This is a genomic window from Nocardioides sp. Leaf307 (assembly GCF_001423135.1).
Lineage (GTDB): Bacteria > Actinomycetota > Actinomycetes > Propionibacteriales > Nocardioidaceae > Nocardioides > Nocardioides kribbensis.
In genome coordinates, this window is sequence record NZ_LMNY01000001.1 from 878,496 (window position 1) to 889,950 (window position 11,455).

At 77.0% G+C, this 11,455-nt stretch carries 11 protein-coding genes and 1 riboswitch; of the genes, 6 read left to right on the forward strand and 5 right to left on the reverse strand.

Annotated features, from left to right (window positions below):
- The first annotated feature begins 3 nt into the window (after positions 1-3).
- The 4 genes from cobN to ASF50_RS04130 are packed head-to-tail and all read left to right on the forward strand — an operon-like array spanning position 4 to position 6,591.
- Entirely contained in the window at positions 4-3,615 is a 3,612-nt protein-coding gene (cobN, locus tag ASF50_RS04115; RefSeq protein ID WP_056903571.1) for a cobaltochelatase subunit CobN, read from the forward strand.
- On the forward strand, positions 3,612-4,424 hold the full coding sequence (gene cobF, locus ASF50_RS04120; RefSeq protein ID WP_056903572.1) for a precorrin-6A synthase (deacetylating): 813 nt from the start codon (positions 3,612-3,614) through the stop codon (positions 4,422-4,424). Before cobN ends, cobF begins: the two co-directional genes overlap by 4 nt.
- On the forward strand, positions 4,421-5,869 hold the full coding sequence (locus ASF50_RS04125; RefSeq protein ID WP_056903573.1) for a cobyric acid synthase: 1,449 nt from the start codon (positions 4,421-4,423) through the stop codon (positions 5,867-5,869). The genes cobF and ASF50_RS04125 overlap by 4 nt, the downstream gene beginning before the upstream one ends.
- On the forward strand, positions 5,866-6,591 hold the full coding sequence (locus ASF50_RS04130; protein ID WP_056903574.1) for a cobalt-precorrin-6A reductase: 726 nt from the start codon (positions 5,866-5,868) through the stop codon (positions 6,589-6,591). The genes ASF50_RS04125 and ASF50_RS04130 overlap by 4 nt, the downstream gene beginning before the upstream one ends.
- On the opposite strand, the gene ASF50_RS04135 is transcribed toward ASF50_RS04130, so the two are convergent.
- Complete coding sequence (locus ASF50_RS04135; protein ID WP_056903575.1) at positions 6,542-7,477, reverse strand: cobalamin biosynthesis protein; 936 nt, start codon at positions 7,475-7,477, stop codon at positions 6,542-6,544. The genes ASF50_RS04130 and ASF50_RS04135 overlap by 50 nt on opposite strands.
- Before the next feature lie 14 nt (positions 7,478-7,491).
- Between ASF50_RS04135 and ASF50_RS04140 the strand changes: the two genes are divergently transcribed.
- On the forward strand, positions 7,492-8,016 hold the full coding sequence (locus tag ASF50_RS04140; protein WP_056904221.1) for a bifunctional adenosylcobinamide kinase/adenosylcobinamide-phosphate guanylyltransferase: 525 nt from the start codon (positions 7,492-7,494) through the stop codon (positions 8,014-8,016).
- Between the two features lie 5 nt (positions 8,017-8,021).
- Here ASF50_RS04140 and ASF50_RS04145 read toward each other — a convergent pair whose 3' ends face one another.
- From ASF50_RS04145 to ASF50_RS04160, 4 genes are all read right to left on the reverse strand, one after another.
- Entirely contained in the window at positions 8,022-8,777 is a 756-nt protein-coding gene (locus ASF50_RS04145) for an adenosylcobinamide-GDP ribazoletransferase (protein WP_156718085.1), read from the reverse strand.
- The gene (cobT, locus tag ASF50_RS04150; protein ID WP_056903576.1) at positions 8,770-9,843 is read right to left on the reverse strand and encodes a nicotinate-nucleotide--dimethylbenzimidazole phosphoribosyltransferase; all 1,074 of its coding nucleotides are present in this window, start codon (positions 9,841-9,843) and stop codon (positions 8,770-8,772) included. The genes ASF50_RS04145 and cobT overlap by 8 nt, the downstream gene beginning before the upstream one ends.
- Positions 9,840-10,655, reverse strand: a complete 816-nt coding sequence (locus ASF50_RS04155) for a CbtA family protein (RefSeq protein WP_235557547.1) — start codon at positions 10,653-10,655, stop codon at positions 9,840-9,842. The genes cobT and ASF50_RS04155 overlap by 4 nt, the downstream gene beginning before the upstream one ends.
- A gap of 93 nt (positions 10,656-10,748) precedes the next feature.
- A complete protein-coding gene (locus ASF50_RS04160; protein WP_056903578.1) occupies positions 10,749-10,985 on the reverse strand; it encodes a CbtB domain-containing protein in 237 nt (78 codons plus the stop codon).
- A 58-nt stretch (positions 10,986-11,043) separates the two neighbouring features.
- Positions 11,044-11,132: riboswitch (cobalamin riboswitch) on the reverse strand.
- An 88-nt stretch (positions 11,133-11,220) separates the two neighbouring features.
- Here ASF50_RS04160 and ASF50_RS04165 point away from each other — a divergent pair.
- On the forward strand, positions 11,221-11,442 hold the full coding sequence (locus ASF50_RS04165; protein ID WP_056863702.1) for a hypothetical protein: 222 nt from the start codon (positions 11,221-11,223) through the stop codon (positions 11,440-11,442).
- Positions 11,443-11,455 lie beyond the last annotated feature (13 nt).

The window sequence follows — 11,455 nt, forward strand, 5'->3', positions numbered from 1 at the left end:
CTCGTGCGCATCGCGCTGCTCTCCACCTCAGACACCGACCTGCTCTCGGCCCGCGCCAGCGGCGCCGACTGGGTCTGGGCCAACCCCGCCCGCCCCGGCCACCAGTCGATGGCCGAGACCATCGAGGGCTGCGACCTCGTCGTGGGCCGGGTGCTCGGCTCCCCGCAGGACCTCTGCTCGGGCTTCGCCCGCATCCGCGCCACCGGCATGCCCGTGGTCGTGCTCGGCGGGGAGCAGCAGCCCAGCGCGGAGCTGATGGAGCAGTCGTCGGTGCCGATCGGGGTGGCCGCGCAGGCCCACCGCTACCTCGCCGAGGGCGGCCCGGACAACCTGGCCCAGCTGCACGCCTTCCTCTCCGACACCGTGCTGCTCACCGGCGAGGGCTTCGAGGCGCCGGCGGCCCTGCCGGAGTGGGGCCTGGCCGAGCGGCCCGCCGACCTGTCCGCCGACCTGCCCGCCGACCTGCCGCGGGTGGGGATCCTCTACTACCGGGCCCACCAGGCCAGCGGCAACACCGCCTTCGTGCACGCGCTGGCCGACGCCGTCGACGCCACCGGCCGCGCGGTCGGCGTGCCGACCTTCTCCTCCAGCCTGCGCTCGGCCCCCGACGAGCTCTACGCCGCGCTGGGCACCCTCGACGCCCTCGTGGTGACCGTGCTGGCCGCGGGCGGGTCGACCCCGGCCACGGCCAGCGCCGGCGGCGACGACGAGGCGTGGGACGTCGCCCGCATGGCCGCGCTCGACATCCCGATCCTGCAGGGCCTGTGCCTGACCAGCAGCCGCGCGGAGTGGGAGACCTCCGACGACGGGGTGACCCCGATGGACTCCGCGACCCAGATCGCGATCCCCGAGTTCGACGGGCGCATCATCACCGCGCCGTTCTCCTTCAAGGAGATCGACGCCGACGGCCTGCCCCGCTACGTCGCCGACGCCGAGCGCTGCGCGCGGGTGGCCGGCATCGCGGTCGGCCACGCCCGTCTGCGTCGCGTGCCGCCCGCCGAGCGGCGGGTGGCGCTGATGCTCTCGGCGTACCCCACCAAGCACAGCCGGGTCGGCAACGCCGTGGGCCTCGACACCCCGGTCTCGACCGTGCGGCTGCTGCGGCGCATGCGCGAGGAGGGCTACGACCTCGGCCCGGCCGGCGCGGTCCCGGGGCTCGACCTCGACGACGACACCGAGGCGGGCGACGCGCTGATCCACGCCCTCATCGACGCCGGCGGGCAGGACGAGGAGTGGCTGACCCACGCCCAGCTCACCGACGCCCACGTGCGGATCACGAAGCAGCAGTACGACGGCTGGACCGCCGACCTGCCGGTCGCGCTGCGCGACGACGTCGTGGCGACCTGGGGGGAGTCGCCCGGCGAGCTCTTCGTCAACGACGCCGGCGAGATCGTGCTGGCCACGATCCAGGCCGGCAACGTCGTGCTGCTCATCCAGCCCCCGCGCGGCTTCGGCGAGAACCCCGTCGCGATCTACCACGACCCCGACATGGCGCCCTCGCACCACTACCTCGCGGCCTACCGCTGGGTCGGCGGCGACGTGGAGACCGGCGGCTTCGGCGCCCACGCGGTGGTGCACCTGGGCAAGCACGGCTCGATGGAGTGGCTGCCGGGCAAGAACGCCGCGCTGTCGGCGAGCTGCGCCACCGACCAGGCCATCGCCGACCTGCCGCTGATCTACCCCTTCCTGGTCAACGACCCCGGCGAGGGCGCCCAGGCCAAGCGCCGCGCCCACGCCACGATCGTGGACCACCTCATCCCGCCGATGGCGCGTGCGGAGACCTACGGCGACATCGCCCGCCTCGAGCAGCTGCTCGACGAGCACGCCAACATCGCGGCGATGGACCCCGCCAAGCTGCCCGCCGTGCGCGGGGAGATCTGGCAGCTCATGCACGCCGCGGAGATGCACCGCGACCTCGGGCTCGACGAGCGCCCCGACGACGAGGAGTTCGACGACTTCCTGCTCCACGTCGACGGCTGGCTGTGCGAGATCAAGGACGCCCAGATCCGCGACGGGCTGCACGTGCTGGGCCAGGCGCCCGACGGCGAGGCCCGGGTCAACCTGGTGCTGGCCATCCTGCGCGCCTCCCAGGTCTGGGGCGGCGAGACCGCCTCGGTGCCGGGGCTGCGCGCGGCGCTGGGCCTCAAGGAGGGCGCGGAGGCGACCACGGTCATCGACGGCGTCGAGGAGCGGGCCCGCGCGCTCGTGCAGGGCATGGAGGCCGCCGGCTGGGACCCCGCCGCCGCGGCGGGGCTAAACGACGACCCCGAGGTGCAGCGGGTGCTGGCCTTCGCCGCGACCCAGGTCGTGCCGCGACTGGCCCGCACCACCGACGAGCTCGACGCGGTGCTCCACGCCCTCGACGGCGGCTTCGTGCCGGCCGGCCCCTCGGGCTCGCCGCTGCGCGGGCTGGTCAACGTGCTCCCGACGGGGCGCAACTTCTACACCGTCGACCCCCGCGCCGTGCCCTCGCGGCTGGCCTGGCAGACCGGGCTGGCCATGGCCGAGTCGCTCGTGCAGCGCTACCTCGACGACACCGGCGACTACCCCGCCTCGGTGGGGCTCTCGGTGTGGGGCACCAGCGCGATGCGCACCTCCGGCGACGACGTCGCGGAGGTCCTGGCCCTGCTCGGCGTGCGTCCGTCGTGGGACGAGGCCTCGCGGCGCGTCAACGACCTGACGGTCGTGCCGCTGGAGGAGCTGGGCCGCCCGCGCATCGACGTCACGGTGCGGATCTCCGGCTTCTTCCGCGACGCCTTCCCCCACGTCGTGGCCATGCTCGACGACGCCGTGCGCCTCGTCGCCGGCCTCGAGGAGCCGCACGCCAGCAACTACGTGCGCGCCCACGCCCAGGCCGACCTCGCCGAGCACGGCGACGAGCGCCGGGCCACCACCCGGATCTTCGGCTCCAAGCCGGGCTCCTACGGCGCCGGCATCCTGCAGCTGGTGGAGTCGGGCACCTGGCGCGACGACGCCGACCTGGCCGAGGTCTACACCGCCTGGGGCGGCTTCGCCTACGGCCGCGACCTCGACGGCGCCGCGGCCGCCGACGACATGCGGGCCAACTACCGCCGGATCAAGGTCGCGGCGAAGAACATCGACACCCGCGAGCACGACATCGCCGACAGCGACGACTACTACCAGTACCACGGCGGCATGGTCGCCACTGTGCGTGCGCTGACCGGCGCCGCGCCGCAGGCCTACGTCGGCGACTCCACCACGCCCGACGCCGTGCGCACCCGCACGCTGCAGGAGGAGACCAACCGGGTCTTCCGCGCCCGCGTGGTCAACCCGCGCTGGATCTCCGCGATGCAGCGCCACGGCTACAAGGGCGCCTTCGAGCTGGCCGCCACCGTCGACTACCTCTTCGGCTTCGACGCCACGACCGGCGTCGTGCACGACTGGATGTACGACACCCTGGCCCAGGAGTACGTGCTCGACGAGACCAACCAGGAGTTCATGCGCCGCTCCAACCCCTGGGCGCTGCGCGGCATCGTGGAGAAGCTCCACGAGGCGCGCGACCGCGGTCTGTGGGCCGAGCCCGACCCCGAGGTGCTGGCCGCGATGCAGGAGGTCTACCTCGACCTGGAGGGCGACCTCGAGGACCGGGCGTGAAGCGGGTCCGGGTGATCGGGGTGGGGCCGGGCGACCCCGACCAGGTCACGCTGGAGGCGGTGCGGGCGATGCGGGAGTCGGCGTACTTCGTGGTCTCCGACAAGTCCGCCGCGCTGACCTCCGAGCGCGGTGGCATGCCCGACCCGCTGGTCGTGGCGCGCGAGCGGCTGCTCGACCGCCACCTCGACGCCGCCCCCGTCGTCGTGCGCATCGAGGACCCCTCGCGCGAGCGGCGCCCGGAGCGCACCGGCACCCAGGAGGAGTACGACGCGGCCGTCGAGGCCTGGCACGACGCGCGGGCCCGCGCCTACGAGGACGCCCTGCGCGGCCACGACGGCGACGCGGGCTTCCTGGTCTGGGGCGACCCCGCCTTCTACGACTCCACGATCCGTGTGCTCGAGCGGGTGGGCCGCCGGCTGCCGCTGGAGGTCAGCGTCGTGCCGGGGATCTCCTCGGTGCAGCTGCTGGCCGCGCGCCACCGCCTCGTGCTGCACGAGGTGGGCCAGGCCCTCCACGTCACGACACGGCGCCGGCTGGCCGAGGCCGTGCTGCCCCCGTCGCACGGGCAGGGCCAGGACAACGTCGTGGTCATGCTCAACCGCGTCGTCGACCTCACCGGGCCCGGGCTCGACCTGGGCGACTGGTCGATCTGGTGGGGCGGCAACCTCGGCACGCCGAGCGAGGAGCTCGTGGCCGGTCGGGTGCGCGACGTCGTGGCCGAGGTGGAGGCCGCCCGCGCGCGGTGCAAGGAGACGGCCGGCTGGGTGATGGACATCTACCTGCTGCGCGCCCCGGAGCCGGCGGCGTGAGCGGTCTGCTCGTCGCCGGGACGACCTCCGACGCGGGCAAGAGCGTGGTGACCACCGGGCTGTGCCGGGCGCTGGCCCGCCGCGGGCTGCGCGTGGCGCCCTACAAGGCGCAGAACATGTCCAACAACTCCATGGTCACCCGCGACGGCCTGGAGATGGGGCGGGCGCAGTGGGTGCAGGCCCTGGCCGCGCGCATCGAGCCCGAGGTGGCCATGAACCCGGTGCTGCTCAAGCCCGGCTCCGAGCGGCGCAGCCACGTGGTCGTGATGGGCCGCCCGGCCGGCGAGGTCTCGGCGCGCGACTTCGTCGACGGCCGGCGCCACCTGGCCGCCGCCGCGCACGCGGCCTACGACGACCTGGCCGGCCGCGTCGACGTGGTCGTCGCCGAGGGCGCGGGCAGCCCCGCGGAGATCAACCTGCGCGCCGGCGACTACGTCAACATGGGCCTCGCGCGCCACGCCGGCCTGCCCACGGTGGTGGTGGGCGACATCGACCGCGGCGGGGTCTTCGCGGCCTTCCTCGGCACGGTCGCCCTGCTCCCGCCGGGCGACCAGGCCCTGGTGGCGGGCTTCGTGGTCAACAAGTTCCGCGGCGACGTCTCGCTCCTCGCGCCGGGCCTCGACCAGCTGGCCGCGGCGACCGGGCGGCGCACCTTCGGCGTGCTGCCCTGGAGCCCCGACCTGTGGCTCGACGGCGAGGACGCCCTCGACCTCGAGGCGCGTCGCGAGCGCTCCGGGCGCTCCGGGGGCGACCGGGCGGTGGTCGCGGTCGTGCGCTTCCCGCGGATCAGCAACGTCACCGACGCCGACGCGCTCGACCTCGAGCCCGGCCTCGACGTGCGGTTCGTGACCACCCCGCAGGGCCTGGCCGACGCCGACCTGGTCGTGCTGCCCGGCACCCGCGCGACCCTCGCCGACCTGGCCTGGCTGCGCGAGCGCGGCCTCGACCGCGCCGTGCTCGACCACGCCGCGGCCGGGCGCCCGGTGCTCGGGATCTGCGGCGGCTGCCAGGTGCTCGGTCGGCGCATCGCCGACCCCCACGGCGTGGAGGGGGACCCCGGCGCCGAGGTCGAGGGGCTCGGCCTGCTCGACCTCGAGACCGTCTTCGGCCCCGACAAGGTGCTGCGCACCCACGAGCCGGCGGGCTACGAGATCCACCACGGCCGCACCACCGGCGAGCGGGTCGCCGGCGCCGTGACCGGCACGATGGTGCACGGCCGGCTCGAGGACGACGCCCACCGCGCGGCCTACCTGCGCGAGGCCCTCGGCGTCACCTCCACCGCCTCCTTCCCGGCCGCCCGCGAGCGGCGCCTCGACCTGCTCGGCGACCTCGTCGAGGAGCACCTCGACGTCGACGCCCTGCTCGACCTCGCGACGCGCGGCGCCCCGGCGGGGCTGCCCGTGCTGGCGCCCGGGGCGCCGGAGCCGGCGGGGACCCACGCGTGAGGGTGCTGGTGCTCGGCGGCACGGCCGAGGCGCGCGCCCTGGCGGCGGCGCTGGTCACCGAGGGCGTCGAGGTGGTCTCCTCGCTGGCCGGGCGGGTCGCCCGTCCGGCGCTGCCGGTGGGGGAGGTGCGCGTCGGCGGCTTCGGCGGGCCGGAGGGCCTGCGCGAGCACGCCCGCGGCTACGACGCCGTCGTCGACGCCACGCACCCCTTCGCCGCGCGGATCTCCCACAGCGCCGCCGGCGTCGACGTGCCGCTGCTGCGGCTGGCCCGGCCCGGCTGGTCCGACGCCCCGGGGGCCGGGGCCTGGCACTGGGTGGAGGGCCACGACGAGGCCGCCGCACTGACCGCGCGGCTGGGCCGGCGCCCGTTCCTCACCGTGGGCCGCCAGGAGCTCGGCCGGTTCACCGGCCCGCTGTCCGCCCACGCGGTGCTCGCCCGGGTCGTCGACGAGCCCGAGGCCGCCCTGCCCGAGGCGTGGACGCTGCTGCGCAGCCGCGGGCCCTACACCCTCGCCGGCGAGCGGGCGCTGGTCGAGGAGCACCGCGCCGACGTCCTGGTGACCAAGGACTCCGGAGGGGTCCACACCTGGCCCAAGCTGGAGGCCGCCGCCGCGGGCGGCCTGGCGGTGGTCGTCGTACGCCGCCCGGCGGAGCCGGCCGGGATCGCGACGGTCAGCGACGTCGCGGCCGCGTGCGCCTGGCTGCGAGCGGTGCGAGCGTGAGGAGCGCGCCGAGGCCCACCCGCGCGGCGAGCGCGCGGGCGCGGGGCAGGTCGTGAACGCCGGGCGCGCGGCCGTCGCCGAGCAGCGGGCGCTGCTCGACCCGGGTGGGGTAGACGGTCTCGCCGCCCAGGCGCAGCCCGAGGGCGCCGGCGAAGGCCGCCTCCACCGGGCCGGCGTTGGGGCTGGGGTGGGCGCGCGCGTCGCGGCGCCACGCCCGCACCGCCGCGCGCGGGTCGTCGCCGAGCACCACCGCCAGCAGCGCGCACAGCCGCGCGCCGGGCAGGTTGAGCAGGTCGTCGAGGCGCGCCGCCGCCCAGCCGAAGCGCTCGTGGCGCGGGGTGCGGTGACCGACCATCGCGTCGAGGGTGTTGGCGGCGCGGTAGCCCAGCAGCCCCGGCACCCCGGCCAGCGCGCCGAGCAGGAGGGGGGCCACGACGGCGTCGGAGGTGTTCTCGGCCACCGACTCGACCGCCGCGCGGGCCACCCCGTCGGCGTCGAGCACGCGGGTGTCGCGGCCCACGAGGTGGGTCAGCCGCTGTCGGGCTTCGTCGAGGCGACCCGCGCGCAGCAGGTGGTCGACCGTCCCGGCCTCGCGACCCAGCGACGTGCCGCCCAGCACCACCCAGGTCGCCACGGCCGTGGCCAGCGCGTGGGCCACCGGCCGCTCCCGGGTCGCGCGCTCCACCGCGACGCCGGCGCCGGTCGTGGCGCCGACCAGCACCACGACGTACGCCGCGCCGCGGGGCCGCGCGTCGGCCCACGCCCGCCGCTCCAGGGCGCCCGCGAGGGAGCCGAAGCCGGCCACCGGGTGCCACCGGGCGGGGTCGCCCAGGGCCCGGTCGGCGGCGAAGCCGACGGCCAGCCCCACCGCCCGGCTGCACGTCATGGGAGGCTCCGGTGGTGAGGGTGCTGGTGACCGGGGGCGTGCGCTCGGGCAAGTCGCGCCACGCGGAGGGCCTGCTCGCGGGGCGCGAGGACGTCACCTACGTCGCGCCCGGTCCGGTGCTCGATGACGCCGACTGGGCCGCCCGCGTGGCCGCCCACCGGGCGCGACGGCCGGAGACCTGGCGCACGCTGGAGACCGGCGACCTCGCCGGGGCGCTGGCAGGCTCCGGGCACGGCGCGGTGCTCGTGGACTGCCTCGGCACCTGGCTGACCCGGCTGCTCGACGACGCCGCGGCCTGGGAGGAGTCGAGCGAGGCGCTGCACGCGCTGGTCGGGGCGCGGCTCGACGAGGCGGCCGCGGCGCTGGCCGGGGCGGCGGGCGACGTGGTGCTGGTGACCAACGAGGTCGGTCTCGGCGTGGTGCCCGCGCACCGCTCGGGCCGGGTCTTCCGCGACCTGCTCGGCCTGGCCAACCAGCGCCTGGCCGCGGAGTGCGAGGCCGTGCACCTGGTGGTGGCCGGGCGCGTGCTCGTGCTCTGAGCGGCTCACGACAGCGCCACCAGCAGCGCGGCGAGCGCCAGCTCGACGGCGGCGCCGAAGACGTCGCCGGTGACCCCGCCGAGGCGCCGGGTGGTGCGCCGCACGAGCAGGACGACGACGGCCACGGCGGCGAGCGCCGCGACCGGGGCGCGCCACGCCTCGAGGCCGACCGCGGCGGCGACGGCGACGAGCGCGGCCGTACCGAGGAGCCACGACACCGCCGCGGCGAGCGGCGCCACGGTGCCGGTGAAGCCCGACCCGAGCCCCTCGCCCCGCGCGCCGGGCACCCCGCGCAGGCAGGTCAGCACGAGGGCGCAGCGCGAGACCGCGACGGCGAGGCCGGCCAGCCACCAGCCGCCGTCGAGGCGCAGCAGCGAGGCGAGGCCGGCGACCTGGGCGAGGAGCACGACGACGGTGGCCACGACGCCGGCGGGGCCCGAGGTGCCCGTGCGCATCACCGCGAGCGACCGCTCGCGGTCGTAGGAGGCGGTGAGGCCGTCGACGGTGTCGGACAGGCCGTCCCAGTGCAGGGCGCGGCTGCCCGCGGCGAGGAGTCCCACGGCGACCGCGGCCACCGCGAGCCGGTCGAGACCGGCCTCGGCACCGGCCCAGCCGACGAGGGCCACCAGCAGCCCGAGCGGCGCCGCGGCCAGGGGCGCCAGCAGCATCGCGCGAGCGGCGGTGGCGCGGTCGACGTGCCCGGGCGGGGCGACGGGGACCGCGGTCAGCGTGCCGAGGGCCAGGCGCCAGGCGTCACGCACGGGGCATCAGGTCGGACAGCAGTGCGACGTCGCGCAGCAGGGCCACCGCGCTGCGCAGCACCGGCACCGCCGCCACCGCGCCGCTGCCCTCGCCCAGGCGCAGCCCGAGGTCGAGCAGCGGCTCGAGACCCAGGTGGGCCAGCGCCAGCGACTGGGCCGGCTCGGGGGAGCGGTGACCGGCGACGAACCACGCGGCGGACCCCGGCGCGAGCCGCTCCGCGGTGAGCGCGCACGCCACCGACATCAGCCCGTCGAGCAGCACCGGCACGCCGCTGCGGGCGGCCTCGGTGAGCAGGCCGACGGTGGCGGCGAGGTCGGCGCTGCCGAGCGCGGTGAGGGTCTCGACGGGGTCGGCGACGCGGTCGCCGGCGCGGGCGAGCGCCTGGGCCACGACCTCGCGCTTGCGGGCCAGGCCGGCGTCGTCGACGCCGGTGCCACGGCCGGTGACCTCGTCGGCGCCCAGCCCGAGGCCGGCGGCGACCAGGCAGGCGGCGGGGGTGGTGTTGCCGATGCCCATGTCGCCGGTGAGCAGCAGGTCGGCCCCGGCCGCGACCTCCTCGCGGGCCACGGCGCGCCCGGCCTCGAGGGCGGCGCGGGTCTGCTCGGGGGTGAGCGCGTCCTCGAGGTGGAGCGCCCCGCTGCCGCGGCGCACCTTGTGGGCGGTGAGCGCGGCGTGCACCTCGGGCGCGAGGCCGTCGAGGTCGTCGTCGACACCGAGGTCGAGCACCCGCACGTGCACGCCGTGGGCGGCGGCCAGCGCCGAGACCCCCGCGCGCCCGGCGAGGAAGGTGCGGACCATGGCCCCGGTGATCGCGGGCGGGTACGCCGACACCCCGTGGCCGGCGACCCCGTGGTCGCCGGCCAGCACGACCAGCCGCACCCGCTCGAGCGGCCGCGGCGGCACGCTGTCCTGCGCCGCGGCCAGCCACACACCGAGCTCGCCCAGGCGCCCGAGCGCACCCGCCGGCGTGGCCAGGCCGGCCAGCCGCTCGGCCGCGGCCGCGTGCGCGGCGGCCGAGGGCGCGGCGGGGCCGGTCGGGCCGGTCGGGTCGGTCGGGCCGGTCACAGGCTGGCCGCCAGCTCGCGGCGGGCCCGCAGGGCGCTCTCCTGGCGGCCCAGCCGGTCGACGGCACCGGCCAGGCCGAGGACGAGCACGCCCCACAGGGCGAGCAGCGTGAGCAGCGACCCGCGGCGGAAGCTCCACAGCAGGTCGGCCGGCACGTCGCCCGCGGAGGCCGGGCCCGGAAGCAGGACGGCCACGCCCACGACGACCAGCAGGTAGAGGGCGGTGCCGACGAGCACGGCGGCGTACCCGCCCTGGGTCGGGAGCAGGCGACGGGCCACGAGCACGGCGAGCACGGCGGCGGCCACCGAGACGGCGACGAAGGTGAAGTAGAGCGCGGTGCGCGAGCCGATGGTCTCCGCGCTGCCCACGCCGGGCGGGAGCGCGGGGTACTTCAGGAACGGCACGAGGGCCACCGACACGAAGCCGACGCCGGCCACGAGCGCCGCGGTCGGCCCCGGTCGCAACGGGCCGAGGCGGCCCACCGCGGCGGCCGCGCCCAGGGCGAGCAGCCCGCCGAGGGCCACGCCGACGGCGACCGAGCCGGTGAGCAGGCCCCAGGTGCGCTGGGTGCTGCGCGAGACGACCTCCTCCTCGGCCCCGTCGCCCGCGGTGGGGTCGTGGGTGTGCTCCGGCGTGCCGGCGGCGTGGTCGTGGCCGCCCTCGCGGGCGATGGCGGCCTCGACCGCGGGCTCACCGGCCCAGGTGGCGACGAGGAAGGCGGCGCAGCCCGCGAGCAGGCCGACGAGCAGGCCGCTGACCAGGAAGGCGCGCGGGGTCATCCGGGTGGTGGCTGGGGTGGTGGCTGGGGACATGAGGGTTCCGTTCGGGTGCCGGCGCCGGGGCGCACCTCAGCGGGCCCCGGCACCGAGGAGGTGAGGGGTGGTGGCGAGCAGGCCCGGACGGGCTCAGTGGCAGGGGTAGCCCAGCAGGTGGCGGCCGTCGTGGACGAGCTCGTGCAGCGCGGTGCCGGAGAGCAGCGAGACCGCGCCCTGGTCGGTGCTGACGAAGAACAGCACGAGGCTGCACAGCAGCCCGGAGAAGAGGGCCCAGGGGGCGAGCCGGCCGAGCGGGATCGCGGGGACCTCGACGGCCGGGGAGAGGCCCGGGGAAAGGGGAGCGGTGGGTGCAGACGACTGCGACATGTGTCCTCCTGAGGGATGCGTGCGTCCCTGACGAAGCGGATGGATGACGGACACTCGGGTCTGACTCCAGCTCGCCCGGACCGACCGTGGTCGACCGCGGAGGAGCTGTCACAGTAGCGCGACTGTGCCGGATTCCCACCGGCTTCCTCGTGCCCGCGCGCTCACCCTAGGCCATCGGGGCCCCGCGTGGGGGCCGTCCCGTCCCGGGCTCAAGGGCGGTCGCTAGCGTGGTGGCGTGGACCCCCGCGACCGCTCCCGCAGCACTCCTCGCAGCACCGCACGCCGTGACCCCACGGCCTGGCTGGTCGCGGGCATGGGCGTCGTGCTGCTGGTGCTCGCCGTGCTCCTGGCCGTGGTCGGCCCGATCGACGCCGTGCCGATCGGCACCGGCGTGATGGGGCTGCTCGGTGTCGGCGTCGGGTGGCGCCTGCACGTGCTCCAGTCGCGCCAGCGCTGAGGACCCGGAGGCG

Bases quoted from the DNA above. Each gene is read 5' to 3' on its own strand.
- ASF50_RS04135 (WP_056903575.1), bottom strand. From the start codon at position 7,477: ATGACGTGCAGCCGGGCGGTGGGGCTGGCCGTCGGCTTCGCCGCCGAC.
- ASF50_RS04160 (WP_056903578.1), bottom strand. From the start codon at position 10,985: ATGTCGCAGTCGTCTGCACCCACCGCTCCCCTTTCCCCGGGCCTCTCC.
- ASF50_RS04155 (WP_235557547.1), bottom strand. From the start codon at position 10,655: ATGTCCCCAGCCACCACCCCAGCCACCACCCGGATGACCCCGCGCGCC.